The 25213-nt window shown below is 70.2% G+C and carries 20 protein-coding genes and 1 pseudogene; 14 read left to right on the top strand and 7 right to left on the bottom strand.

Annotated elements, in window-relative coordinates:
- Entirely contained in the window at window positions 1-1275 is a 1275-nt protein-coding gene (locus AKJ08_RS13560) for an SRPBCC domain-containing protein (protein WP_082343166.1), read from the bottom strand.
- A gap of 124 nt (window positions 1276-1399) precedes the next feature.
- Between AKJ08_RS13560 and hemH the strand changes: the two genes are divergently transcribed.
- Window positions 1400-2428, top strand: a complete 1029-nt coding sequence (gene hemH, locus AKJ08_RS13555) for a ferrochelatase (protein ID WP_050726555.1) — start codon at window positions 1400-1402, stop codon at window positions 2426-2428.
- 94 nt (window positions 2429-2522) lie between these two features.
- A complete protein-coding gene (locus tag AKJ08_RS13550) occupies window positions 2523-4493 on the top strand; it encodes a potassium transporter Kup (RefSeq protein ID WP_420806369.1) in 1971 nt (656 codons plus the stop codon).
- A gap of 39 nt (window positions 4494-4532) precedes the next feature.
- On the opposite strand, the gene AKJ08_RS13545 is transcribed toward AKJ08_RS13550, so the two are convergent.
- The 3 genes from AKJ08_RS13545 to AKJ08_RS13535 all read right to left on the bottom strand — a co-directional run bounded on the left by AKJ08_RS13545 (window position 4533) and on the right by AKJ08_RS13535 (window position 7454).
- Window positions 4533-5003, bottom strand: coding sequence for a hypothetical protein (locus AKJ08_RS13545; RefSeq protein ID WP_050726554.1), 471 nt, complete (start codon window positions 5001-5003; stop codon window positions 4533-4535).
- Window positions 5000-6856, bottom strand: coding sequence for a glycoside hydrolase family 15 protein (locus AKJ08_RS13540; RefSeq protein WP_050726553.1), 1857 nt, complete (start codon window positions 6854-6856; stop codon window positions 5000-5002). The genes AKJ08_RS13545 and AKJ08_RS13540 overlap by 4 nt, the downstream gene beginning before the upstream one ends.
- Before the next feature lie 61 nt (window positions 6857-6917).
- Window positions 6918-7454 carry a hypothetical protein gene (locus AKJ08_RS13535; protein ID WP_157370681.1) on the bottom strand — a complete coding sequence of 179 codons (537 nt, stop codon included), beginning with the start codon at window positions 7452-7454 and terminating at the stop codon, window positions 6918-6920.
- 178 nt (window positions 7455-7632) lie between these two features.
- Between AKJ08_RS13535 and AKJ08_RS20665 the strand changes: the two genes are divergently transcribed.
- On the top strand, window positions 7633-8019 hold the full coding sequence (locus AKJ08_RS20665; RefSeq protein WP_276202170.1) for a phosphoenolpyruvate carboxylase: 387 nt from the start codon (window positions 7633-7635) through the stop codon (window positions 8017-8019).
- A complete protein-coding gene (locus AKJ08_RS13530; protein WP_276202169.1) occupies window positions 7947-10334 on the top strand; it encodes a phosphoenolpyruvate carboxylase in 2388 nt (795 codons plus the stop codon). Before AKJ08_RS20665 ends, AKJ08_RS13530 begins: the two co-directional genes overlap by 73 nt.
- Window positions 10335-10344: 10 nt before the next feature.
- Here the strand turns inward: AKJ08_RS13530 and AKJ08_RS13525 are convergent, their stop codons facing one another.
- Window positions 10345-11043 carry a class I SAM-dependent methyltransferase gene (locus AKJ08_RS13525; protein ID WP_169788831.1) on the bottom strand — a complete coding sequence of 233 codons (699 nt, stop codon included), beginning with the start codon at window positions 11041-11043 and terminating at the stop codon, window positions 10345-10347.
- 353 nt (window positions 11044-11396) lie between these two features.
- Here AKJ08_RS13525 and AKJ08_RS13520 point away from each other — a divergent pair, with 353 nt between their 5' ends.
- Window positions 11397-12989 (top strand): PEGA domain-containing protein, encoded by a 1593-nt coding sequence (locus tag AKJ08_RS13520; protein WP_169788830.1) that lies wholly within the window; start codon window positions 11397-11399, stop codon window positions 12987-12989.
- A gap of 163 nt (window positions 12990-13152) precedes the next feature.
- On the opposite strand, the gene AKJ08_RS13515 is transcribed toward AKJ08_RS13520, so the two are convergent.
- A complete protein-coding gene (locus AKJ08_RS13515) occupies window positions 13153-14580 on the bottom strand; it encodes an HAD-IG family 5'-nucleotidase (RefSeq protein ID WP_082343164.1) in 1428 nt (475 codons plus the stop codon).
- A 130-nt stretch (window positions 14581-14710) separates the two neighbouring features.
- Between AKJ08_RS13515 and mutH the strand changes: the two genes are divergently transcribed.
- The 3 genes from mutH to AKJ08_RS13500 are packed head-to-tail and all read left to right on the top strand — an operon-like array spanning window position 14711 to window position 16478.
- On the top strand, window positions 14711-15406 hold the full coding sequence (mutH, locus tag AKJ08_RS13510) for a DNA mismatch repair endonuclease MutH (RefSeq protein ID WP_050726549.1): 696 nt from the start codon (window positions 14711-14713) through the stop codon (window positions 15404-15406).
- Complete coding sequence (locus tag AKJ08_RS13505) at window positions 15403-16275, top strand: 5'-3' exonuclease (RefSeq protein ID WP_050726548.1); 873 nt, start codon at window positions 15403-15405, stop codon at window positions 16273-16275. Before mutH ends, AKJ08_RS13505 begins: the two co-directional genes overlap by 4 nt.
- A gap of 23 nt (window positions 16276-16298) precedes the next feature.
- Window positions 16299-16478, top strand: a complete 180-nt coding sequence (locus AKJ08_RS13500) for a hypothetical protein (RefSeq protein WP_157370680.1) — start codon at window positions 16299-16301, stop codon at window positions 16476-16478.
- Between the two features lie 54 nt (window positions 16479-16532).
- Here the strand turns inward: AKJ08_RS13500 and AKJ08_RS13495 are convergent, their stop codons facing one another.
- Window positions 16533-17522: an alpha/beta hydrolase gene (locus AKJ08_RS13495; RefSeq protein ID WP_050726546.1), complete on the bottom strand. Its 990-nt coding sequence runs from the start codon at window positions 17520-17522 to the stop codon at window positions 16533-16535.
- A gap of 167 nt (window positions 17523-17689) precedes the next feature.
- Between AKJ08_RS13495 and AKJ08_RS13490 the strand changes: the two genes are divergently transcribed.
- The 6 genes and pseudogenes from AKJ08_RS13490 to AKJ08_RS13465 all read left to right on the top strand — a co-directional run bounded on the left by AKJ08_RS13490 (window position 17690) and on the right by AKJ08_RS13465 (window position 25211).
- Window positions 17690-18010 (top strand): hypothetical protein, encoded by a 321-nt coding sequence (locus tag AKJ08_RS13490; protein WP_157370679.1) that lies wholly within the window; start codon window positions 17690-17692, stop codon window positions 18008-18010.
- Between the two features lie 83 nt (window positions 18011-18093).
- Window positions 18094-18738, top strand: a complete 645-nt coding sequence (locus tag AKJ08_RS13485) for a transposase (RefSeq protein WP_050726544.1) — start codon at window positions 18094-18096, stop codon at window positions 18736-18738.
- A gap of 263 nt (window positions 18739-19001) precedes the next feature.
- Complete coding sequence (gene fadI, locus AKJ08_RS13480; RefSeq protein ID WP_050726543.1) at window positions 19002-20300, top strand: acetyl-CoA C-acyltransferase FadI; 1299 nt, start codon at window positions 19002-19004, stop codon at window positions 20298-20300.
- Window positions 20300-22492, top strand: coding sequence for a fatty acid oxidation complex subunit alpha FadJ (fadJ, locus tag AKJ08_RS13475; protein ID WP_050726542.1), 2193 nt, complete (start codon window positions 20300-20302; stop codon window positions 22490-22492). The genes fadI and fadJ overlap by 1 nt, the downstream gene beginning before the upstream one ends.
- A gap of 284 nt (window positions 22493-22776) precedes the next feature.
- Window positions 22777-23954 (top strand): annotated as a pseudogene (metK, locus tag AKJ08_RS13470) (methionine adenosyltransferase).
- Between the two features lie 12 nt (window positions 23955-23966).
- Complete coding sequence (locus AKJ08_RS13465; protein WP_050726541.1) at window positions 23967-25211, top strand: adenosylhomocysteinase; 1245 nt, start codon at window positions 23967-23969, stop codon at window positions 25209-25211.
- The last annotated feature ends 2 nt before the right edge of the window (window positions 25212-25213 follow it).

The following is a 25213-nucleotide window of genomic DNA, read 5'->3' as shown; positions in this document are numbered from 1 at the left end:
CTACGACCGGGACGACGGATGCGGCTTTCGAGCCGCGGGCTTCCGTGCCTTCGCGCGGCTCGTGGTGGCGCGCTTCGTGGCGGTGGTCGTCTTCGTGCTTCCGGCCTTCGTGGTCCTGGCGGCCGGCTTCCGGGTCGCGCTCTTCGTGCCCCGTGCAGTCGAGGTCCGCGCGGTCGACGTCTTGGCGGCGGCGCGGGTCGAGCGCGCCGTCGTTGCCTTCGCCCCGGCGCGGGTCGAGCGCGCAGTCGTTGCCTTCGCCCCGGCGCGGGTCGAGCGCGCCGTCGTCGGCTTCGCTCCGGCCCGGGTCCTGCCGGTAGCCGTCGTCGCCTTTGCCCCGGCGCGAGTCGCTCGGGCCGTCGTCGTCTTCGCTGCGGCGCCCGACGCCCGCTTGGTCGTCGTCTTTGCCGTGGTGCGAGTGGCCCGCTTGGTCGTCGCCTTCGCTGCTGCGGCGCGGGTCGACGTGGTCTTGCCCGCTGCGCGAGTCGCTCGAGCGGGCGTCGCCTTGCCTGTAGCGCGAGCCGCTCGCGTGGTCGTCGCCGCCTTCCGTGTCGTCGTCTTCTTCGCCCCCGCGCCGGCGGACTTCGCCTTGGGCTTCGCGGCGCCTCCGGTGCTCTTCGACCTGGATCGCCCCGCCGTCCGCGACGCGGTCGCCTTGGTCGCACGCCGTGGAGACTTGGCAGCCGTCTTCCCCCGGGTGGCGCGCCGCGCCGCCTTGGTGTCGGGCAGCACCTTCGGCGACGGAACGTCCTCGTCGCTCCGCTCTTCGTCGGGATCCGGCGCGCCTTCGAGCTCCATCGCCATGGCCTCGTCCTCGCGATCGAGCGCCTCCTCGGCAGAGAGGTCATTCGCCGACCACGGCCGGTCTTCCGCATCGTCGGGCGCGCCGAAATAGGCCGCCATCTTGTCCAGGTAATACGTCTGCCAGCCCTGCTCGTAGATCTCTCGCTGGCCCTCGGGGACGTTGTCGTGGATCAGCGTGAAGAGCGTGCCGCCGTCCTCCGTGGGCTCGAGGAGGATCTCGACTCTGGAGCTCTCCGCATCGGGAGGGAACTCCTTGCTTCGCCAGCTCTGGACGATCCGCCGGCCGTCGTCGAGCCAGAGGTTCTCGCCTTCCACGTAGCCGTCACCCGCGGTGTGCTTCCCTCCGACGACCGGATCGATCGAGGCTGCACTCTCGGTGAAAGCCGAATGCTCAGAAGAATCGAGCCAAGCGTCGTAGATACGCTGCGGGCTCGTGGGGAACTGCGCCGACAACCGGATCGTTTCCGTCGCCATCGTATGCAACCTCCCTGCTTCCTGACCTGGATGGTGGGAGGATCCTACCGGCAACCGGAGCCTGGATTCCAGAGGGGGTGTGTTTGGACATGCCGCCGCGGCGGTTGAATGTTAGGAAGGAACCGTGCCGAGCTCTCCCCACACCGCGGTGGTCTTGATGAACTTGGGCGGCCCCGCGTCGCTCGATGACGTCGAGCCCTTCCTCTACAACATCTTCTCCGACTCCGACGTGATCCAGCTCCCGCTCGGCTTCCTGTGGCAGAAGCGCTTCGCCCGCAAGGTCGCGCGCAGCCGGGCGCCCGAGAGCCGCGAGATCTACGCGCGCATCGGCGGCCGCTCCACCATCGTCGAGGACACCGAGGCGCAGGGCCGGGCGCTCGAGCAGGCGCTCGGGCCGGGCTACCGGACCTACGTCGCGATGCGGGCTTGGAAGCCGTCGACGGAGGAGACGGTGGAGCGCCTCGTCGCCGCCGGAGCCACCGGGGTGGTCGCGCTCCCGATGTATCCGCAGCGCTCGCGGTCCACGTCCGGCTCGTCGATGCGCGAGCTGCGGCGGGTCCTGAAGAAGCGCGCGCCGGGCCTGCCCCTCCATGAGGTCTGCTGCTTCCCCGAGACGCCGGGCTTCCTCGACGGCTGGGCGGCCGCAGTAAGGGAGGCTCTCTCGCAGATCCCCGAGGAGCGGCGGGCCGCGGCCCGGGTGCTGTTCAGCGCCCACGGCCTCCCCCAGAAGCTCATCGACTCTGGCGACCCCTACCTCCGGCACGTGCAGGCCACCGTGCGGGGCGTGATGGCCCGGCTGCCGGACGGCCTGCCCCATGTCCTCGCCTTCCAGAGCCGGGCGACCCGCGCCCGCTGGCTGGAGCCCGCCACCGAGGACGCCCTCGAGTCGCTGGCGAAGGAGGGTGTGAAGGACGTGATCGTCGTGCCGATCGCCTTCGTCACCGAGCACGTGGAGACGCTCTACGAGCTCGACATGCTCCTGAGGGAGCCGGCGATCGCCGCCGGGATCGAGGGCTACCACCGGGTGCGGACGCCCGGAGCGTCCGAGGCGCTGATCGGCTCGCTCGCCGAGCGGGTCCGCGCGGCCCGCGACGCGGGAGCCGATCCGCTCTGTAGCCGCCCGGACGGCGTCGCCTGTCCTATCGTGCGGTAAGCGCTCGCATTTCCGCGTTCGGCTCGCCCGGCGACCCGGCGTCCACCGGGAATGAGGCCCGTGTGGCTCTTGTCATCGGCACGCGAGTGGATCAATGTGCCCGGCCGTGGTTTCGTCACCTATGCAGAACATGGGCGCCTCGGGTCCCGACGGCGCTCCCTCCCTTGAGATCGGAGCGCCCGTGACGCACGCTGCGTCACGAGTGGACGCCCGGCACGACAAGAACCTCCCTCTCGCGATAGGCGCGCTCGGCGTCGTCTTCGGCGACATCGGGACGAGCCCGCTCTACACGATGAAGGAGGCCATCTTCGGCCTCCACGGCGTGCCGGCGACCCACGCGAACGTGCTGGGGATCCTCTCGCTCGTCTTCTGGGCGCTGACCCTCGTCGTGGCCTTCAAGTACATCGGCTTCGTCATGAAGGCCGACAACCGGGGCGAGGGCGGGATCTTCGCGCTGCTGGCGCTCCTCCCTCCCGTCCGCGGCAAGCACGGCGGCACCCTCGTGGTGGCGGCGCTCCTGGGCGCCGCGCTCCTCTACGGCGACGGGATCATCACCCCGGCGATCTCGGTGCTCTCGGCGATCGAGGGGCTGGAGGTGGCGACGACGGCGCTCCGCCCGGCGGTCGTGCCGCTCACGGTCGTGATCCTCCTCTTCCTCTTCGGCTTCCAGAAGCGCGGCACCGAGCGGATCGGCAGGCTCTTCGGGCCGGTGATGGCGGGGTGGTTCCTGGTGCTGGCCGCGCTGGGCGTGAGGGGGATCCTCATGCATCCGGGGGTGCTCGAGGCGGTCAACCCGTCCTACGCCGTCGCGTTCTTCGCCCACAACCACTTCCATGGCTTCCTGGTCCTCGGCGCGGTCGTCCTCTGCCTCACGGGCTCCGAGGCGCTCTACGCCGATCTCGGCCACTTCGGGCGGCGGCCGATCCGCCTAGCGTGGTTCGTCCTGGCGTTCCCGGCGCTCCTCCTCAACTACGCGGGGCAGGGCGCGATCCTGCTGGCGGAGCCGCAGGTGGAGAACCCGTTCTTCGCGCTCGTGCCGCGGATGCTGCTCTACCCCGTGGTCGCCATCGCGACGCTGGCCACGGTGATCGCCTCGCAGGCGCTGATCTCGGGGGCGTTCTCCCTGACCCGGCAGGCGGTCCAGCTCGGCTACCTCCCGCGGGTGCACATCGTCCATACGTCGGGTGAGACCGAGGGCCAGATCTACATCCCCTGGGTGAACACGGCGCTGATGGTGGCCTGCATCGCCCTGGTGATCGGCTTCAAGAAGTCGAGCGAGCTGGCGGCGGCCTACGGCGTGGCGGTGACGGCCAACATGATCATCACCACGCTGCTCTTCCTGGAGGTGGCGCGGCTGACGTGGAAGTGGCCGATGTGGAAGACCCTCCCGCTGGTCTCCATCTTCTTCGTCGTCGACTTCGCCTTCTTCTCGGCCAACCTCCTCAAGGTCGCCGAGGGAGGCTGGCTCCCCCTCGCCGTGGCGGTGGGCCTGGTCACGATCATGCTCACCTGGAGGGACGGCCGCGCGGAGCTGAGGCGCGAGGTCGCGGCGAGGACGCTGCCCCTCGAGCTCTTCCTCGACGACGTGCATCGTCGGGAGCCCCGGCGGGTCCCCGGGACCGCGGTCTTCCTCTCGGCGAACCCCGTCGGCACGCCGCCGGCGATGCTCCACCACTTCAAGCACAACCAGACCCTCCACGAGCAGGTCGTGATCCTCTCGGTGGTGGTGAGCGACTACGTGCCCTTCGTACCCAAGGGGGAGCTCGTGCACGTGGAGGAGCTCGGCGAGGGCTTCTTCCGGGTCGAGGCCCGCTACGGCTTCATGCAGACGCCCAACGTCCCGGCGGTGCTCCGCAAGGCGTGGCGGCAGGGTCTCACCACCGATCCGGCCACGACGAGCTTCGTGCTCGGCCGCGAGACCCTGCTCACTACGGGCAAGGGCCGGATGTCGCGCTGGCGGAAGGGCCTCTTCCGCTACCTGTCGCGAAACGCGGAGCCCGCCACCGCCTACTTCGGGCTCCCGCCCGGGCGGGTGATCGAGCTGGGCATGCAGGTGGAGCTCTGAGCGGATTCGTCGGCGCTTCCACAAGCGCCTCGAGTCGCCTCACGGGAGGAACGCGCCGAGGATGATCCCGAAGACCACGTGCGCGATCAGGACCGTGACGGGAGTCTGATACCCGTAGTGAAGGCCGAGGAAGCCGGGCGGCTCGAGGCGCCTGGTGATGGTCGGCCCCTGTTGCTCGCTCGCCATGCGCGGGTGGATCGCGGGGACCAGCGACATCCCGACGGTGAGCACGAAGGCGGCGTGGACCGCGCCGAAGATCGCGCCCTTCCACCAGGTGGCGCCGCCCGTCATCAGGAAGCCCAGCGCGTAGAAGAAGGCGAAGACCCAGCCGTTCAGCATGTGGAGCACGAAGCCGACGAGCTTCGCCTTGTCGCGGTTCGGCGTGAAGAGGGTGCCGAGCATGTACGGGAGGTTCATCCGGGTGATCCCGGCGCCCTGGCTCCCCGACATGAGCGTGGTGAGGACCACCGTGGCGATGAATCCCCACACCAGGACCGACCACCACCTCATCGGCGGGCCGCCCTTTCGTTGCGGTGGGGGAGCACGTGGTGCTCGACGCGGACCTGTCCCTCCATCCGGTCGCGGATCGCGAGGGCGGCGTTGATCAGCCCCACGTGGGTGAAGCCCTGGGGAAAGTTGCCCAGCGCGTGGCCGGTAGCGGGATCCACCTCTTCAGAGAACAAGCCGAGGTCGTTCCCGTAGCAGAGGAGGCCGTCGAAGGCCGCTTGCGCCTCGGCGACGGTGCCCCCGCCGCGGGCGAGGAACTCCGCCGCCCAGAAGCTGCAGATCCCGAAGGCGCCCTCGGTGGTCCCGCCGTGGGTGGCGTAGCGATAGAGGAGGCTGCCGTTGGCGTGGAGCTCCTTCCGGATCCGGGCGAAGGTCTTTCGCATGCGCGTCGTGGAGGCCTTCTCGAAGCCGTACCAGGGGAGCAGGAGGAGCGCGGCGTCCACATGGGCGCTGCCCTCGACCTGCACGTAGCTCTGGATCCGCTCGTTCCAGCCCTTCTCCTCCACGTTCGCGCGGATCTCGGCGCGGACCTTTCGGAACCGCTCCTCGGGCGCCCGGCCGAGGTGGCCCTTGATGTGCAGCTCCAGGAGGCGATCGAGGGCAGTCCAGCAGAGCACCCGCGAGTGCACGTGGGGGTATCGGCCGGAGCGGACCTCCCAGATCCCTTCGTCCGGCAGCTGCCAGTTGTCGCAGACGTAGTGGCCGAACTGGATGAGCATCCGGGCGGTCTCACGGTCGAAGGTGCCGCCCTGGTGGATGTACTGGGCGGCGGCGTCGATCACCTCGCCGTAGACGTCGAGCTGGAGCTGTCCCTCGGCCGCGTTGCCCAGCCGCACCGGCCTCGAGCCGCGAAAGCCGGCCAGCGGGACCTCGTGCTCGGGCGGTGGCACCTCGCCATAGACGTCGTAGAGCACCCGAAGACGCGGCCGCGTCAGCTTCGTGGTGTGGAGCAGCCAGCTCACGAAGGCCTCGGCCTCGTCGGCGTACCCCAGGCCGAAGAGGGCACGCACGGTGAACGAGGCGTCGCGCAACCAGCAGTAGCGGTAGTCCCAGTTCTTGTCGCCGCCGAGCTCCTCGGGGAGCGACGTCGTCGGCGAGGCCACGATCGCGCCGGAAGGCGCGTAGATCAGCAGGCAGAGGGTGAGGGCGCTGCGGACGACGGCCTCCCGGTACGGTCCGTCGTAGCCCACACAATGGTTCCACCCCTGCCAGTAGGAGAGGGTCCGGTTGAGCGCGTCGGCGGCATCGTCGAACGGCGGAAAGACGGCGGGCGCATCCGTCGCGAAGCAGAGCCGGAAGACGACCTCCTGCCCCGCGGCGAGTCGGGCGCTTCCGCGCGCTCCGCCGCCATGGGGGTGCAGCGGAACCTGGCTCCGCAGGAGGAGCTGCCCGTGCCGGCCCACGGCGCACGACACGCCGAGGCGCTCGTGAAAGCGCAGCTTCGCGGGCTTCCGGCCGAAGTCCGGCCGGGGATCGTATTCGACCTCGAGCTCGACCTCGCCTTCCTCGCACCTGGCCACCCGCAGGACCTCGTGCTCGGGAGACACCAGCCGCTTCTTCTCGGCCTCGGTGGCCACCGGCATCAGGTCCGTGAGGACCAGGGTCCCGTGGGAGGTCTCGAAGCGGGTCTCGAGGACATTCGTGCCCGGGAGGTACCGGCGGGTGGAGACGTGCCGGGTCGACGGGCGGATCCGGAAGCGGCCGCCCTTCTCGTGGTCGAGGATCGCCGCGAAGAGCGAAGGGCCGTCGAACCTCGGCCAGCATAGCCAGTCGAGCGAGCCCTCGCGCGAGATCAGCGCGGCCGAGCGGCAGTCTCCGATGATCCCGTAGTCCTGGATGTTCGCTCGGGCCGCCACCTCCCGATGAGGGTTCGCATCGGAGGCGCCGGCGGCACGGCCGGACGTCGGGCGGGAGGAGCTACCCGAGCAGGTGCCCGATCAGCCAGGGCAGCGCGGAGATCGTCCCCACCAGGAACCCGGCGAAGACGAGGACCGTGGCGGCGAAGAACGCCAGCATCCCCAGGAGCGACGCGAGCTTGTCGAAGTGGAGCTCGCGGGAGGCGTGGCCCGCCACCACGGCCGCGCCGGCGACGCCGCCGAGCCAGCCGAAGCGCAGGTCTCCGACCGCGACGCCAAGGCCGGCCCCTCCCAGGATCACCAGCGCCGCGAGCACGGCGGTGCGGAGGAGCCGCTCCTTTCGGTGGGCCGCGAAGCCGCGGTGATCGGGGAGCTCCGCCGCCGTGACCAGCCCCAGGTGAACCGGGCAGACCAGCTCGCCGACCATCGCCCGGCGCTGGCAGTCGCCATCGAGGCAGGTGCGGGAGGGATCGACGGGGAGCGTGGCGCCCGTCACGTCGACACCGAACCATTCGAGGACGGTCCGGCCCGCCGGTCGCCTGGCCCTGGCGGGGGCGGCGACGGAGGCCTCGACCTGTTCATCAACGACGGTCTTCACGGGCTCTTGGACGCACGAGCGGCGCCGCTTCTTCAAACTCGAACGGCGGAAAAAGGAAGAAAAGGGGCGTTTTCGAGCAGGAGGGCCCCAAGCGAGGCCCAGGATGCGGGCGGGCAGGTTGGTAGCGTCTCGGGACATGCCACGCAAGCGGAAGATCGATCGCCCCCTGAGGAGAGACGTGCGGACCTTGGGCCGGCTCCTGGGCGAGGTGCTGGCGGAGCAGGAGGGGCGGCAGACGCTGGATCTCGAGGAGAAGGTACGGGGCCTCGCGATCGCCCGCCGGCGGGGCCCGAGGGCCGATCGAGCCGACGCGGGCCGCCAGCTCGCCGCGCTCCTCGAGGAGCTCCCGATCACCCAGGCGCGGGACATGATCCGCGCCTTCGGGACCTATTTCGAGCTCGTGAACCTCGCCGAACAGCACCACCGGATCCGGAGGGGGAGAGCGCATGCGGCGGACGTCGACGCTCCCCCCAGCGGGGCTCCCTCTCCGCGGTGCTCCTCCAGGCCCGGCGCGGCGGGGTCACGGCGGCGGACGCCCGGGCTGCGATCGCGTCGCTCCAGGTGACGCTGACCCTCACGGCGCACCCCACGCAGGCCTCCCGCCACACCGTCCTCGAGAAGCTCGATCGGATCGCCGACGAGCTCGAGGACCGCGATCGCTGCGCGCTGCTCCCGGACGAGGAGGCGGCCTCCTGGGAGCGGATCCGCGAGGAGGTCACGGCCCTCTGGCAGACCGACGAGGTGCGGCGCGAGCGTCCCACGGTCGGTGACGAAGTGAAGAACGTCCTCTGGTACGCAGAGGGCGTCCTCTGGAAGCTGCTCCCGGCCCTGCCGGAGGCGCTGGCCCATGCGTTCGAGCGCGCCTATGGCGAGCCCCTCGGAATGGAGCCCTCGCCGCTGCGCCTCCACTCGTGGGTGGGCGGCGACATGGACGGAAACCCGATGGTCACGCCGGACGTGGTGGAGGACGCGATCGCGGTCCACCAGGGCCGAGCCCTGCGCCTCCTCCTCGAGGGCGTGCGCCGCCTGGGCAGCTCGCTCTCGCAGTCCACGCGCTACGTGGATCCTCCCGAGGCGCTCCTGGCCTCGATCGCATCGGATGCCGCGGCGATGCCGGGGGTCGCCGAGCGGCTCCGGCCGCGCACCGAGGGTGAGCCCTGGCGGCGCAAGCTCCGCTTCATGGAGGCCCGCCTCGAGGCCTCCCTCGCCCGCGTGGAGGCCCGGAGGTCGTCCGGGGAGCGGACGCAGGCATCCCACTCGATCGTCCTGGGCGCTTCCGGAATCGCGCCCGCCCCGATCGCGCCGGCGGGAGACGGGGCCTTCGCCCACGCCTATCGGAGGTCGGAGGAGCTGGAGGCGGACCTGGAGGTGATCGCTTCGTCCCTCGCGGCATGCCAGGGCGCCAACGCCGGGGAGCGTCGGGTGAAGCGGCTGCTCGCGCAGGCGCGGGCGGTGGGCTTCCACCTCCTCGAGCTCGAGCTCCGGGCCCTGAGCTCGGACGTCAAGGACGCCGCCGCCTGGCTCCGCGGGACGGGCGGCAGAACGGACGCCGCCGAGCGCTTCCTCTCCGCGCTGTGGAAGGTCGCGGCGGCCCAGGAGAGCGCTGGCGAGAGGTCTTGCCGAACCCTGATCCTCTCGATGACCCACGGCGCGAAGGACCTGCTCGAGGCGCTCTATTGCGCGAAGGAGTCCGGCCTCTGGGATCCCACCCGAGAGTGTGCGCGGCTGGACATCGTGCCGCTCTTCGAGACCCTCGATGCCCTGGACGCCGCGCCAGGGATCCTGCGGGAGCTCTTCGCCAATCCCGTCTACCGCCACCACGTCGCCTGCCGCGGCCAGCAGGAGGTGATGATCGGCTACAGCGATTCGGGGAAGGAGGTGGGCCTCCTCGCCGCTGCCGCCGCGCTCTATCGGGCGCAGGGGGCGCTTCCGGCGGTGGCCGCCGAGGCCCAGATCCCCCTGCGGGTCTTCCACGGCCGGGGCGAGTCGGTGGCGCGGGGAGGCGGACCGGCCCAGCAGGCCATCCTCGCGCTGCCGCCCGGGAGTGTCGGCGGCCGCTACAAGGCCACCGAGCAGGGCGAGGCCCTCGACCACAAATATGCGCGGCCGCAGCTCGCCATGCGCACGCTCGAGCTCATCGTCGGCGGCGCCCTGCTCCACACGCTCGGCGCACAGGAACGGCCGTCTCCTGACGACGAACGCCGCTACGTCGAGGCCTTCGAGGAGCTCGCAGCGGAGGGGAGGCGGTGCTACCGCGCGCTGGTGTACGACGAGCCGCGCTTCGTCGAGTTCTTCCACGCGGCCACGCCGATCGAAGAGATCGCCCGGCTCCCGATCGGCTCGCGGCCGTCGAAGCGTAGCGCCGGCGGTCTCGAGGCGCTGCGCGCGATCCCCTGGGTCTTCTCGTGGACGCAGAACCGCTCGATCCTGCCGGGCTGGTACGGCGTCGGCTCCGCGCTGGAGGCCTTCGGCCGCAGGCCCGGCGGCCTCGAGCTCCTCCGTGAGATGTACGCGGGATGGCCGTATTTCCGCACGGTGGTCGGCAACGTGGAGATGGTGCTCGCCAAGAGCGACCTGGCGATCGCTGAGCGCTACGCCGCCCTCGCGACGGCGGAGGCGCGGGCGGCGGTCTGGCCGAAGATCGACGCGGAGCACCGGCGGACCCGGCGGTGGGTGAAACGGATCACGGAGAGCGAGAGGATCCTCGACGGGAATCCGCCGCTGCAGCGCTCGATCGCGCTTCGCAATCCCTATGTGGATCCGATGTCCTTCCTCCAGGTGGAGCTCCTGCGGCGAAAGCGGGAGGGGATGGAGGGCTGCCAGCGGCCGCTCCTCCTGACGATCGACGGGATCGCCGCCGGGCTGCGCAACACCGGCTGAGCGCGAGCCGCTACTTCATCGCCTCGACGACGAAGCTCTGGCAGCGATCCTCGTCCTCCGCCGCCTGGGCGAGGAGCTGGAGGGAGACGTTCGCCAGGTGCGCCGGGAGCAGGAACGCGAAGTAGTTCGAGCTGTAGTAGGGCTGGATCCGCACCTGCCGGAAGCCGACCTCCCGCAGCACGCGCCTCGTCTCGCCGGGCGAGCAGCGATCGTAGAAGGCAGGGAAGCCGAGGTACTGCACCGACTCCGGGTAGATGCGGTACAGCAGGAAGCGCTTGGCCTCCTCGGGCAGGAGCCGGTTCAGCCTGGCGAAGAGGGCGCGGCCATTCGGGATGAAATGGAGGGTCCGTCCGCCGGGGACGAGCGTGGCGTAGATGCTGCGCCACATCGCGCGCGTGTCCTTTACGTGCTCGGTGAGAGCCTGGGCCAGGACCAGGTCCGCGGAGCCGGGCCGCACGAAGGACGAAGCGTCCGCCTCGACGGCCTCGTCGTACGCCCCCGCCGGGGCCTGCTCGAGCTCGCGGGAGGAGATGTCCACGCCGACCACATGGAGGCCCAGCCGCTGCTTCTGCTCGGGGCTGATCGCCGGGTGCTTTCCGCCCCCCAGGTCGACGACGCGCATGGCCGGCCGGAGCAGCCTGTCCAGGTGGCGCGGAAACTGGCTGCTCCCGTCCACCCGGCCCAGGCGCTCCGCGCAGAGCTTGTTCACCTCGTGGGAGGCGGATCGATTCGCGTTGATGAACCTGCGCAGCTCCCGCGCCAGGGCCGATCGCCGCGGCGCGGGTGGTTCGACGAGCCGCGGGCCGGCGGGGCTCCTTCCGGGTACGACGTTTTCTCCAAGTCGATTCGCTTCCTGGTCGATCGGTCGTGCGCCTCGCATGCTCTCCCCCTCCTCGCGAAGCTAGGACCGGCTCGAACACGCTGCGCGGGTACGCTCGGGCCTCCCCGTTTCGGCGAAGATCTTCCAGAAATCGACGTTTCGGTAGAGGGCGCGTATAGAGCGCTAAGATTGATACCTGTCATCCGGCCCTCCTCGAGATGGGCAAGCCGAGGGATCTCTCGATGTTCGCATCCGTGCTGACCGCGCTCCTGGTTGCCTCCGCTGCGCTCGCGCCCGCGGAGGAGGCTTCGTCGCCCACGGAGGTCGCCCCGGTTCCCGTGGAGGCGGTCGTCCCCGAGGATGCGGCGCCGGGAGCGGCGGCCTCGCTGTCCTCGGAAGCGGTCCCGCCGCCAGCGGAGGCCGTCACCGAGAAGACCCTGTGGCTGGTTCGCTCCACCTATCCGGGGCAGGAACTCCTCGTCCCGCGTGTCGAAGAGGCCATCGCCAGGCTCGTCGTCGGAGGGGATGGACAGAGGGAGCTGGTCGGAAGCCAGGCGCTCCCCGCCGGGCCGAAGAGCGGAGACGCGGCCTTCGCCTGCGCCTTCGGCGAGCGCGGCTGCGTCGAGACGATGGGCTCGCTCGCAGAGGGCGCCGGGGCCTCCCGCATCGTCTTGGTCGAGGTGGGGCAGGACTGGGCCGGCTATCGCTGCAGGATCGCGAGCTTCCACGCAGGGAGCACCGAGATCGCCACTGCCGAGCTCGAGAGCGTGAGCCTCGACAAGGCGCTCGTCGGCGCCATCCTCCGCGTGGTTCCCGTCGCCGCCACCCTAGACCTCCGATCGGATCCTTCCGGCGCCGCCGTGCTGGTCGACGGCGAGAAGGTCGGAGTGACCCCGCTCTCCATGCAGGTCTTCCCGGGCGAGCGGACCGTTCGCCTTGAGCTCGCAACCTACGAGGCCTACGAGACCCGGCAGACGGTCTCCGCCAACAGCAGGGTCGCGCTCGCGCCGACCCTCGCCATGCTCCCGGGCCGGCTCCGCGTGGTCTCTGCCGGCGCCACGATCCTCGTCGACGACGTCGAGGCGGGAACGGACGAGGTGGAGGTCGGCGCCGCTGCCGGAAGGCACAGCGTCCGCCTGGTCCGCGACGACTTCGTGCCGTACGAGACCCGGGTGGAGGTGAAGCCCGGCGAGCTGGCGCGCGTGGATCACGCGCTCGAGCCCACCTCCTGGGGTTCGGTCACCCAGGCCATGTCCGCCGCACAGGAGGACATCTACTCGCGCAGGGTCTACCTCACCGTCGTCTACGATAACGCGCGCCTCACCGGTGGAAGGTTCGCGGCGCAGTCGGTGCACGCCCTGCAAACGAAGCTCGACGGCCTCCAGAGCCCCTCTCCCTCCGGCGCTTACGTGCACTCCCTGGGCCTCGAGTTCGGCGCCGCCTGGCGCTACTTCGGGATGCTCTGGATCGGAGGCTCGTATTTCCAGTCTGCCAATCCGTGGACGATGACCCTGACCAACGGTGATGCCGACAGCTTCGACGGCACGGTCATGGGCGGCACCCTGCGGCTCCTGCAGCCCCAGCTCCGGGTCGCCATCTGGCGCGTGGTGCTCGGCGTGCGCGGCGGCGTCTTGGGCCGGCTCGGCGAGGTGAAGGGCGCCCACGAGGACACCTACTTCGCGTTCGTGGACTTCGCAGGGGAGCTGCAGGGCTCGCTGCGGGTCCACCTGGTGGAGGGGCTCTACCTCGAGGGCGGCTACGGGCGCACCTGGACGATCGTCGGCAGCATCGACGGAACGCAGGAGCTTCGCGGCGGCGTCGGCTACGCGTTCTGAGAGTTCGTGAAGAAATTCACGAACTCTCGCGAGCCGGAGGCGAGCAAACGAAAAGGAGCGCTCTCGCGCGAAGCGCGAGCTGAAGAAGGCGGTCCCGCTTCAGCGGGACCGATTTCTTCACACGCTCTGAGCCGACGTCGGAGCCCGGAGGCCGTGTGCGGTATCAGTCGCCGGCGGGATCGTGGGGCATGCTCCCGCGCGGCGATCGCAGCACGGTGAAGGGCGTGGCGAAGAGGAAGTTCGAGACGCGTGAGGTGTAGATGTCCGCGTACCGTTCCACCTGGCGTGCGAGGTGGCTCTTGTCGTTGCCTGCGCGGAGGAGGAGGCCCCAGCCGGGGTTTCCGAGCTCGGCAGAGGCCTTGGCAAGGGGTGCGATTCGGGCGTCGAGGGCCGTGATCTCCTCGCGGAGGCGCTCGAACCGCTCGCGGAGCTGGGATGGCGAGACGGCGGGCTTCGGGCCATAGCCCGCTTCGGCTCGCTGGAGTGCCAGGCGCGTGTCGGAGAGCTCGTCCTCGAGGCGGGTCTTCTCCTCCATCAGGTCCTCGAGCTCCCTCTCGTCGGGGCGGAACGAGAAGATCGCCGAGAGCTCCGTCTCCAGCTCGCGGAGGATCAGCGCGGTGCGCCAGCGGAGCACGCTCTTGGTCACGTGGACGTCGCCGAACATGTGATCGCCCACGTAGAGGATCTCGTCGCCCGACAGGCCCAGGTGCTCCTCTACGTGGCGGGCGCTCCCGCCCAGGAAGGCCGCGCCCTCGCGGAGCCCGAAGGGCGCACGGCGCAGGAGGCCCTCCTCCGTTGCCACCTCGAAGAGAGGTCCCTTCGCCGTGAAGAAGTCGGGCTTGCGGGCTGAGACGATCACCACGTCGAAGAGCTCCCTCCAGGTCATGCCGTCCGGGAGGAAGCGATCGAAGGCGTAGGTCATGATCGGCGAGGTGTACTCCCAGTCGGAGTTCGTGATCAGCAGCAGCTTCTTGCCCGCGCGCCGCTGGTCCAGGAGGGCGAGAGGCGTCTCGGCGTCGAGCACCACGAAGCGCTCCGGGTTCTCGAGGATCTCCGCCTTCAGCCGCCCCTCCATGTGGGCCGCGTCGAGGGTCGAGCGGACCTTCTCGTAGAGGTCCGCGTAACCGAGGGTCCCGGGGAGCATGCGCTTGTCGAGGAGATCGACGAGCTGCGCGTACATGCAGCCCTCGGAGAGGTTGAAGAGCGTGTTCAGGAACGCCCAGCGGTCTTCGGCCAGGTCGACGATCGTGCGCGAGTAGGCGTGGCGCTGCTCGTCGTAGTCCATGACGCGCGTGCCGTGCGAGGCGCGCTTCACGAAGCCGAAGCGGTTCGCCTTGATCACGTTGCCGAGCTCGGTATCGATCACGAGGCCGCGCGTGACCGTCGTCGGATCGAAGCGCAGGCCCGCCACCGGCCAGCCTTCCTGCGCGAGGCGATCCCGGATGTGCTCGTAGGCGCGCCGCTCCCACTCCTCCACGTGGTAGTGGATGAGCGTGTAGTCCATGTCGTAGCCGATCGCGCGGATCGAGCGGAGGTTCAGCGTTCGGTTGCAGTAGATGCGGCGTTCGGGCGGCGTCGGGCGGGGATCCATGGGCTCCTCGGGAGGCGCTCGCGAGCCGGAGGCGAGCAAACGGCGGGAGTATAGCGACGTCGGCCGGGCCCCATACGAGCTCCGGCAATTCGGGGGCGGTGGAGGACGATTCCGCGTATATCCTTCGGTTGTGTTCTCCTTCGCCCTCGTCTCGCCCCCTGCCAGCGAAGCCGAGCTCCTCGGCCGGGCGCGTTCGCTCGCCGGGCATCCCCTGGGCGCCATCGCCGAGCGCCACGCGGTGCCCCTCGCCGACGTGAGCCGCTCGAAGGGCTGGATCGGCAAGCTGCTCGAGATCAGCCTGGGCGCCACCGCCTCCAGCAGGGGCGAGCCGGACTTCCAGCTCCTCGGCGTCGAGCTGAAGACCGTCCCCGTCGACCTCGAGGGCAGGCCCAAGGAGTCGACCTTCGTCTGCTCGGCTCCTCTCGAGACCATGGGCGAGCTGTCGTGGGAGCGATCCCCGGTGCGGGAGAAGCTCGCGCGCGTCCTCTGGGTGCCCATCGAGGCGACCCCCGAGGTCCCCGTGCCCTACCGGCGGATCGGGATGCCCCTCCTCTGGTCGCCGAGCCCCGAGGAGGAGGTCACGCTGAAGCGCGACTGGGACGAGCTCTCCGAGCGCGTGGGCAAGGGCCACGTCGAGGAGATCACCGCGCACATCGGGTGTCATCTTCAGCTACGACCCAAGGGCGCCAACGCCCGCTCCGCGCGCTGGGGCGTCAACGAAGAGGGCGATCCGATCCGCACCCTGCCGCGGGCCTTCTATCTGCGCGCCTCCTTCGTGCGGGAGGTCCTCGCGCGCGGCTACGCGCCTTCCGGGAGATCGCCGTGAAAGTCCACCTGGTCGACGGAACGTACGAGCTCTTCCGCTCCCACTTCGGCGCGCCGCCCGCCACGAGCCCCGACGGGCAGGAGGTCGGCGCCGTGCGGGGCCTGCTGCGCAGCCTGCTTGCCCTCGTGCGCACCCCCGGCGTCACCCACGTGGCCTGCGCCTTCGACCACGTGATCGAGTCGTTCCGCAACGAGCTCTTCGACGGCTACAAGACCTCCGCCGGCGTCCCCGCCGAGCTCCTCGCGCAGTTCGAGCTGGCAGAGGAGGCGTGCAGGGCGCTGGGGATCGTCGCCTGGCCCATGGTCGAGCTCGAGGCCGACGACGCCATCGCCACCGCCGCAGCGCGCTTCGCCGCCGAGCCGCGAGTCGAGCAAGTCGTCATCGCCTCCCCCGACAAGGACTTCGGCCAGTGCGTGTCCGGCGAGCGCGTGGTGCTCCTCGACCGCCGGCGGGAGCTGGTGCTGGGCGAGCCGGAGATTCGCGAGAAGTTCGGCGTCGCGCCCGCCTCGATCCCCGATTGGCTCGCCCTCGTGGGCGACGTCGCCGACGGGATCCCCGGCCTGCCGCAGTGGGGCGCCAAGTCCGCCGCCGCCGTCCTCGCTTCGTATGGGCGGATCGAGGACATCCCGCCCGACGCGGCAGACTGGAGCGTCAAGGTCCGCGGCGGTGTGAAGCTGTCCGATACTTTGCGTGAGAGACGCGACGACGCGCTCCTCTACCGTCGCCTCGCCACCCTGCGCGTCGACGCGCCGCTCCGCGAGAACCTCGACGACCTCGAGTGGCGGGGCGCCCGCCGCGAAGCGCTCGAGGCGCTCTGCGAACGGCTCGGCGAGAGGGCGCTGCTCGAGCGCGTCCCCCGGTGGGCGTAGCGCGCTTCCGATACGGAGACGAGATGGACGAGAAACGCCGAGAGCCTTCCCAGCCCACGGATCGCGAGCCCGCGAAGACCGAGGTCCGCTGCGCCATGCCGGACGTCGATGGCATCTGCCCGGTGTGCGGCGCGAGCTACGCGTGGGAGCACGCGCACCAGATCTGCCCGCGCTGCAAGATCCCGCAGAGCTGCTGCAACTGAGTCGGGTGTGAGCGCTCCGGGGGCCTCCGGCGCGACGCGGACGTTTCGATGCGGCTACTCGCGAAGCGCGCGCGCGAGCTTCGGCAGCGAGACATCGTAGCGGTAGCTCGTGCTGAAGTGCCCGTCCTCGAACTCCTCGTGCTCGTGGGAGATCCCCTGGGCGCGCAGCTTCGCCACGAGCTGCCGCAGGCCCCACTGCAGGTGGAACTCGTCCCGCGTCCCGGCGTCGAGGAAGAGCAGGTCGAGGCCCCGGAGCCGCTCCGCGTTCGCGGGCTCGTCCACCATTCGCACCGGATCGTGTGCGAGCCAGCGGCTCCAGACGTCTAGCCGGATCGCCGCCGTCTCCGGATCGAAGGGCAGGGCGATGCCGCCGGCCTGGGCCGGATCGGGCGAGTAGCAGGCCGCCATGCAGAGCGTCTGGATGGGATCGAACCACTCCTGCTTGCGCTTCTTGCGCGCCGCCGCGAACGCCGCGAGAAAGCCCTCTACCCCGCCGTGCTTCCGCAGCGCGTTCGCGAGAGCGGGGAAGCTCGCCAGGTAGCAGTACTCGAAGTACATGTCGCCCGAGTGGCACGCCACCGCGCGCACGTGCTCCGGCCGCCTCATCGCCTGCACCAGCGCGCCGAAGCCACCCGAGGACTTGCCCGCCACGCCGTGCTTCCCGCAGGAATAGCGGGCCTCCAGCGCAACCCGGCAGTCGTCCCAGAGGTAGCTCTCGTACCGACCCACGGCGGCGCTGTCGAGGTACTGGCTGCCGCCGAGCGCCGTGAAGCAGTCCGGCACCGCCACGATCACCGGCGGCAAGGTCCCTTCCGCCGAGAGCCGCCCCAGCCTGCGCTGCAGCCCCTCGCTCCACGGCTCGTCCGCGAGGACGCTGCCCGGCGTGGCGGAGTACCCGCCGAGGATCCAGATCACCGGCAGCGGACCGTCTGCCTTCTCCGGGACGAGAACGTGGAGCGTGCGCTCGAACGGATCGCCGAGGGGATTGCCGCGGAGGGCCTCGCTGCGGATCGCCAGGGTGTCGTGCCGGTAGGTGTGGGCCATCGGCGGAGCATACGGGTCGGCGCCCGAGCTGTCAGCCCCGCGCCCGGTGCGCGCGACGCGAGGGCCATCGGCGCCGTCGGCGGAGGAAACGCCTGCGCCGCCAGTGTGGTTGCGGGAAACGACGTTCGCACCCCACCTTGAGATACCGAGCAGGGGAGGTGACGGACGTGGAGAAGAAGAGGCCGGATTCCCTGCTTCCCTATGGAGGAAGCAGCGACCAGACGCGCGAGCTGACCGGGACCGACGCCCACATGGACGAAGCGGCGATCGGCGACGCCGGCAACGGCGCAGATCCGTACGGCGCCGACCTCACCGGCGGCTTCCCGACGCCCATCGAGGACCCGCCCGATTCCCCCAGCGACATCGTCCCCGACCAGATCGAGGACTGGCCCGGTCTCGCAGCCGAGAAGGCGGCCGCCGAGGAGGCACCCGAGCCCACCGCGCGCCCCCACGAGCCGCTGCCGATCGAGCACTCCGAGCTTCCTTAGCGCCCACGCGCTCCTGGCGAGGAAGGCCTCGATGTCAGGGGTCCGCGATAGGATCTGTGCCGATTCAAGTCGCGGGGGACGAGATGGGAAAGCGGGTTTCGAAGGGGCAGGGCAAGCTCCGGCTCGTGACGTGGGGCGGCAGTCGTGAAGGCGCGGGGCGGAAGCCGAAGGGGCGGCGGTCGGGCGTGTCGCACGCGGCTCGTCCGGAGGTCGCCTCGCGGCATCCTGTCCACGTGACCCTCCGGATGCGCGACGAGGTCTGGAACCTGCGTTCCCGGCGATGTTTTCGGGTGATCGAGTGCGCCCTCGCCGCCGGCTCGAACCGACAGGGCATGCGCCTCACGCACTTCTCGGTGCAGGGGAACCACCTACACATGATCGTGGAGGCGGAGGACGAGAGGGCGCTCTCTCGGGGCGTCCAGGGGCTCTCCGTGCGCCTCGCACGGGGCCTCAACCGGCTGATGGAGCGCAAGGGCAAGGTCTTCGCGGACCGCTTCCACGCCCACGTGCTCCGCACGATCCGCGAGGTCCGGAACGCGGTCATGTACGTTCTGGGCAACGCGCGCATTCACGCTCGGCGCCAAGGGCGCGACGGTCCGGTGGGGCCGGATCGGTACACTGCGGGTCCCGGCCTGGACGAGTCGGGAACCTCGTCACCGGTGGTCCATGCTCCGCGCACATGGTTGTTGCGGGTCGGGTGGCGACGTCCATCTTCCACTGCGGCCTGAATCGGCCTGGACGCACCGGCCGGGGCGTGCACGGCAGCGTCATGCGCAACCTCGCCAGGAGTCCGACGAAGCCACGTGTGACGGCGTTCGGGCCGCCGTGGCGCGGCGCCCGGAGGAGGGTAGGGCCAGCGGCTGTCTTCTCCGGCGGCGCCACGCCGCAGGCACGTCGACTGAATGACAATTCATTTTCCTTTGCCGCGTCGTGTCAGGGTGCCTATAACCAGCGCTCGGTCCCATCCTCGATGGGCGGGAGGGCTCCAGGCATGGCCAACGGCAAGGCGGGGAGGCGGGTGGCGATCGTGGCCGGCCTCCGTACGCCCTTCGCGCGGGCGAACGGCGTCTTCGGCAAACTCACGGGGCTCGAGCTGGGCCGGATCGTGGTCAGCGAGCTGATCGCGCGCACCGGTCTCGATCGGAAGTCGGTCGATCTCCTGACCTTCGGCCAGGTGATCCCCTCGGTCTCGGCGCCGAACATCGCCCGCGAGATCGTGCTCTCGACGGCGCTCCCCCAGCAGGTGGACGCCTGGTCGGTGTCGCGCGCGTGCGCCACGTCGATCCAGTCGACGACGGACGCGGCGAACCAGATCGCGCTGGGCAACGCCGAGATCGCCATCGCCGGCGGCGCCGAGTGCCTCTCGGACATCCCCTTCGTGGTCTCACGTAACCTCGGGGACGCCCTGGTGTCGGCGTCGCGCGCGAAGGATCTGCCGTCGAAGCTGCGTAGCTTCGCGCACCTCTCCGCCCGCGACCTGATGCCGATCGCGCCGGCCCTGAAGGAGCCCTCGACGGGCCTCACGATGGGTGAGAGCGCGGAGAAGATGGCGCGGGAGAACGGGATCAGCCGCGAGGAGCAGGACCGCTTCGCGAAGCGCTCGCACGATCTCGCGGCGAAGGCGTGGATGGAGGGGAAGTTCGCGGACGAGGTGATGCACGTGCTCGTGCCGCCCAAATACGAGCAGGCGGCGACGGAGGACGACTACGTCCGCAAGGACACCACGCTCGAGAAGCTGGGGTCGCTGAAGCCGGTCTTCGATCGCAAGTACGGCTCGATCACCGCAGGGAGCTCGTCGGGCCTCACCGACGGCGCCTCGGCGCTGGTGCTGATGAGCGAGGAGAAGGCGAAGGCCCTCGGCCACGAGCCGCTGGGTTACATCCGCTCCTACTCCTACGCCGCGGTGAACCCGCAAGAGCAGATGCTGATCGGCCCCGCGTACTCGATCCCGGTGGCGCTGGAGCGCGCCGGCCTCACGCTGCAGGACATGGACCTCGTGGAGATCCACGAGGCCTTCGCGGCCGTGGTCCTCTCGATCCTGCAGAAGCTCTCGTCGAAGAAGTTCGCGGAAGAGAAGCTCGGACGGTCGCAGCCGGTGGGCGAGGTGGATGACGCCAAGCTGAACGTGAACGGCGGCGCCATCGCGCTGGGCCATCCCTTCGGGGCCACCGGCGCCCGGATGATCATGACGACCCTCAACGAGCTGAAGCGCCGGGACCGGAACCTCGGCCTCATCGGCATCTGCGCGGCGGGCGGCCTCGCCGCGTCCGTCGTCCTGGAGCGTGCATGATGGCGACCGCCAGCGAGCAGATGAACAACCGCTTCTTCTCCGTCTCGGTGGACGGCGACGGCGTGGCGCTCATCACCCTCGACGACCGCGACGAGGCGGTGAACACGATCTCGACCGATCTCGGCGAGAAGCTCCTCGACTCGTGGAAGACGCTCCAATCCGATCCGGCCGTCACGTCGATCGTCTTCGCTTCGGGCAAGAAGGACGTCTTCGTCGCAGGCGCCAAGATCGAGATGCTTCAGCAAGCGGAGGACGCGACCGCCCTGGCACAGTCCGGCCAGCGGATCTTCGACGAGCTCGCTGCGTCGCCGAAGCCCGTGGTGGCAGCGATGGACGGCGCCACGCTCGGCGGCGGCCTCGAGCTCGCGCTAGCGTGCACCTACCGGATCGCCACCGACAATCCGAAGACGAAGCTGGGCCTCCCGGAGACGCAGCTCGGGCTGATTCCCGGCGCGGGCGGCACGCAGCGGCTCCCTCGCGTCGTCGGCGCGCAGGCGGCCCTCGACCTGATCCTAACCGCGAGGCAGCTCAAGGCGTCCCGCGCGCTGAAGATGGGCCTGGTGGACGAGGTGGTTCCAGCGCCGCTGCTGCTGCAGGTGGCCAAGGCCCGCGCCGCGGAGCTCGCGAACGGACGCCGTCCTCCCATCCACGGTCGCCAGGCCCGGATGGCGAAGCTCAAGAAGGGCAAGGCGAACCAGAAGCTCCTGATGGCCCTGGCCCTCGAGGACAACCCGGTGGGCCGGCGCCTGCTCTTCCGCCAGGCGGAGAAGGCCGCATACGCGAAGAGCCGCGGCAACTACCCCGCGATCCCGGCGGCGATCGAGGCGGTGCGCGCGGGCCTGGACGAGGGCATGGAGAAGGGCCTCGCCAAGGAGGCGGCCCTCTTCGGCGGGCTCGTCCACACCGACGTCAGCAAGCAGCTCATCCGGATCTTCTTCGCCCAGACGGCGCTGAAGAAGGACTCGGGCGTCGACGATCCGTCGGTCAAACCGCGCAAGGTGAACGAGCTGGCGGTGATCGGCGGCGGCCTCATGGGCGGCGGGATCGCCTACGTGACCGCCGCGAACGCGAAGCTGCCCGTGCGCGTCCAGGAGAAGGACGACTCAGCCCTCGGCCGAGCGTTCGCCCACGTGCGCAGTGTCCTCGACCCGCGCGTGAAGCGGCGGAGCATCACCCGCATCGACCGCGAAGCGGTGATGGGTCGAATCACCGGAGGTACTCGATACGAGGGCTTCGGGAACGTCGACCTCGTGGTGGAGGCCGTCTTCGAGGATCTCGAGCTGAAGCGCCAGGTGATCCGTCAGGTCGAGGCGGTGACCAAGGAGGACTGCGTCTTCGCCTCCAACACCTCGACCCTCCCGATCACGAAGCTGGCGGAGGGAGCGAAGCGGCCCTGGAACGTGGTGGGCATGCACTACTTCTCGCCGGTGGAGAAGATGCCGCTCCTCGAGGTGATCCGGACGAAGCAGACGGCGCCGGAGGTGGTCGCCACCGCGGTGGCGCAGGGCAAGGCCCAGGGCAAGACCGTGATCGTGGTCGAGGACGGGCCCGGCTTCTACACCACCCGGATCCTCTCGCCCTACGGGAGCGAGGCGGCCTGGCTCCTCTCCGAGGGGGCGGACATCGCGGCGGTCGATCGGGCGCTGGTGGACTGGGGCTTTCCCGTCGGACCGTTCATGCTCCTCGACGAGGTCGGCCTGGACGTGGCCCAGAAGGTCTCGGGGACGCTGCTGGAGGCCTTCGGCGATCGGATGGCCCAGCCGGAGGCCCTTCGGAAGGTGCTGGAAGACGGACGCCTGGGTCGCAAGAACGGCCGGGGCTTCTACTCCTACGGCTCCAAGAAGAAGCCGGTGGACGAGACCCTCTACGATCTCCTCCCGGAGGGGCGGAAACGCCGCGGGTTTCCGGCGGAGGAGATCCAGCAGCGGCTCAGCTTGCGGCTCTGCAACGAGGCCGCCCTCTGCCTCCAGGAGGGGATCCTCCACAGCCCCCGCGACGGAGACATCGGCGCCGTCTTCGGCCTCGGCTTCCCGCCGTTCCGGGGCGGTCCGTTCCGCTGGATGGATACCCTCGGCGCGGTGGAGGTCGTCCGTCGGCTTCGCGCCTTCGAGGATCGCCACGGCGCCCGGTTCAAGCCGGCCCAGCTCCTCGTCGACATGGCGCGGAAGGGCGAGCGCTTCCACCACGACTGACCGCGACCGCCGGAACCTCCCGGATGGCCAGCGGATTCGATCGAAGGCCACAGCTCCCGACCCGCCCAGGCGGGAAACGAGCGCCCGGCCCCTCGATCGCGGCTGCGCCCGTCGATCGTTTCCGCTATATTGGATGCCCGTACGTCATGGTGGTCAATCGCTCCTCCTCTGGGTGCGAGAAGACTCACCTTGCCGTGGTAGGGGCAGGGGACTAACGTCCCGGTCTCCCTCCGTTAACGGGTCCGCGAAGCCGCCGTTCGGCGTCCAGGAAGAGCGAGAGAGAAATGCCGAGAGATACCGTGTTCACGTCGGAGTCGGTGACGGAAGGCCATCCTGACAAGGTCTGCGACCACGTCTCGGACGCCGTCCTCGACGCGCTCCTGAAGCAGGACCCTGCCTCCCGCGTGGCGGTGGAGACCCTGGTCAAGACCGGCTTCGTGGTCGTGGCCGGCGAGGTCACCTCCAAGGCCTCGATCGCGATCCCGGAGATCGTCCGCAAGACCGTCGAGAACATCGGCTACACCGACTCCTCCATGGGTTTCGACGGCAAGACCTGCGGGATCCTCGTCGCCCTCGAGCAGCAGTCCCCGGACATCAAGGTGGGCGTCGACGCCTCCGGGTCCAAGGAGATGGGCGCCGGCGACCAAGGGATGATGTTCGGCTACGCCTGCAACGAGACGCCGGAGCTGATGCCGGCGCCAATCTCCTACGCCCACAAGCTCACCCGCCGCCTCGCCGAGGCGCGCAAGTCGGGCGAGCTCCCCTGGCTCCGCCCCGACGGCAAGGCCCAGGTGGCCGTGCAGTACCGGGGCGGCGTCCCCCGCAGCTTCGACTCGGTGGTGGTCTCCACCCAGCACGCCGAGGAGATCTCCACCGAGGATCTCCGACGGATCGTCGAGGAGAAGGTGATCCGCGCGGTGCTGCCCCCGAGATGCTGGGCAGCTCGACCCGGTTCCACATCAACCCCACCGGCCGCTTCGTGACCGGCGGTCCAATGGGCGACTCGGGTCTCACCGGCCGTAAGATCATCGTCGACACGTACGGCGGCATGGGCCGCCACGGCGGCGGCGCCTTCTCCGGCAAGGATCCCTCGAAGGTCGACCGCTCCGCGGCCTACATGATGCGCTACGTGGCCAAGAACGTGGTCGCCGCCGGTCTCGCCGACCGCTGCGAGGTCCAGGTCGCCTACGCGATCGGCGTCGCGGAGCCCGTGAGCGTCCACGTCGAGACCTTTGGCACCGCCAAGTTCGACGAGGCGAAGATCGAGGCGGCGATCCGGGAGGTCTTCCCGCTCAAGCCCGCCGAGATCATCCGCGAGCTCGACCTCCTCCGCCCGATCTACCTCCAGACCGCGGGCTACGGCCACTTCGGCCGCGAGGAGCCCGGGTTCACCTGGGAGCGCACCGACAAGGCCGACGCGCTCCGCAACGAGGTGGAACGCGCCAAGGTCCGCGTCGTCTAGAGGTACCGGGCGATGCCCGCCGAGACTCATCACCGCATCGAACGACTCGCCGCTCATGGGGAGGCCCGGATCGAGTGGGCCTCCCGCGCCATGCCTGTGCTCGCCGAGCTCGGCGCCGGCCGGATCGCCGACAAGGCTTTCGAGGGCCTTCGCGTCGCCCTCTGCCTCCACCTCACGGCGGAGACCGGGGTGCTGGCGTCCCTCCTCGGGGAGCTTGGCGCCGAGGTCTCCGTCGCCGCGGCGCATCCCCTCTCCACCCAGGACGACGTGGCCGCCGCCCTCGCTTCCCGGGGGATCCCCACGCACGCCCAGCGCGGGGCCGACTCGATCGGCCACCGCCAGCAGATCCGCGACGCGCTCTCGATCCGGCCGCAACTCGTGGTCGACAACTCGGGTCTGGCGATCGCCGAGCTCCACGACGCCCCCGAGCTCCTCTCCGGCGTCCTCGGCGGCACCCTCGAGACCCGCTCCGGCGTCGCCGGCTTGCGCGCGCTGGCCGAGAGCAGGCGCCTGGCCTTTCCGGTGATCGCCGTCAACGAGGCGCGGACCAAGCACCTCTTCGACAACCGCCTGGGCACCGGGCAGTCGGTGATCGACGGGATCCTCCGCGCCACCGGCCGCCTCCTCGCGGGCAGCGCCTTCGTCGTCGCCGGCTACGGCCACTGCGGCCGCGGCATCGCCGAGCGCGCAAGAGGCATGGGTGCCCGGGTCTTCGTCACCGAGGTCGATCCCGTCCGCGCCCTCGAGGCCGCGATGGACGGATACCGGGTCACGACCATGGCGAAGGCCGCGAAGCTCGGGGACTTCTTCTGCGCCGCCACCGGGAGCCCGCTCGCGATCCGCGCCGAGCATTTTGCCGCCATGCGCGACGGCGCCATCGTCGCCAACGCCGGACTCTTCGACGAGGAGCTCGACCTGCCCGGCCTCGACGCGATCGCACGGCCCAGGCGGGTGCGCGAACTGGTCGACGAATACGAGCTCCCCTCCGGGCGACGCATCTCCGTGATCGCCAGCGGAGCGCTCGTCAACCTGGTCGCCGGCGAGGGCCACCCCTCGGCCCTGATGGATCTGAGCTTCGCAAATCTCGTACTCTGCCTAGATTACCTCGCGCGCCACGCCGACTCGCTGGAGCGCAAGGTCTACGCCGTGCCCGACGCACTCGACCGCGAGATCGCGGAGCTCAAGCTCCGCTCCATGGGCGTGGCGATCGACAAGCTCAGCCGCGCGCAGCGCGCCCGCCTGCGCGCGCCCCACTGAAG

Origin of the sequence: Vulgatibacter incomptus (genome assembly GCF_001263175.1) — a bacterium.
Taxonomy (GTDB): Bacteria; Myxococcota; Myxococcia; order Myxococcales; family Vulgatibacteraceae; genus Vulgatibacter; species Vulgatibacter incomptus.
This window is presented reverse-complemented; position numbering and strand designations above follow the sequence as displayed.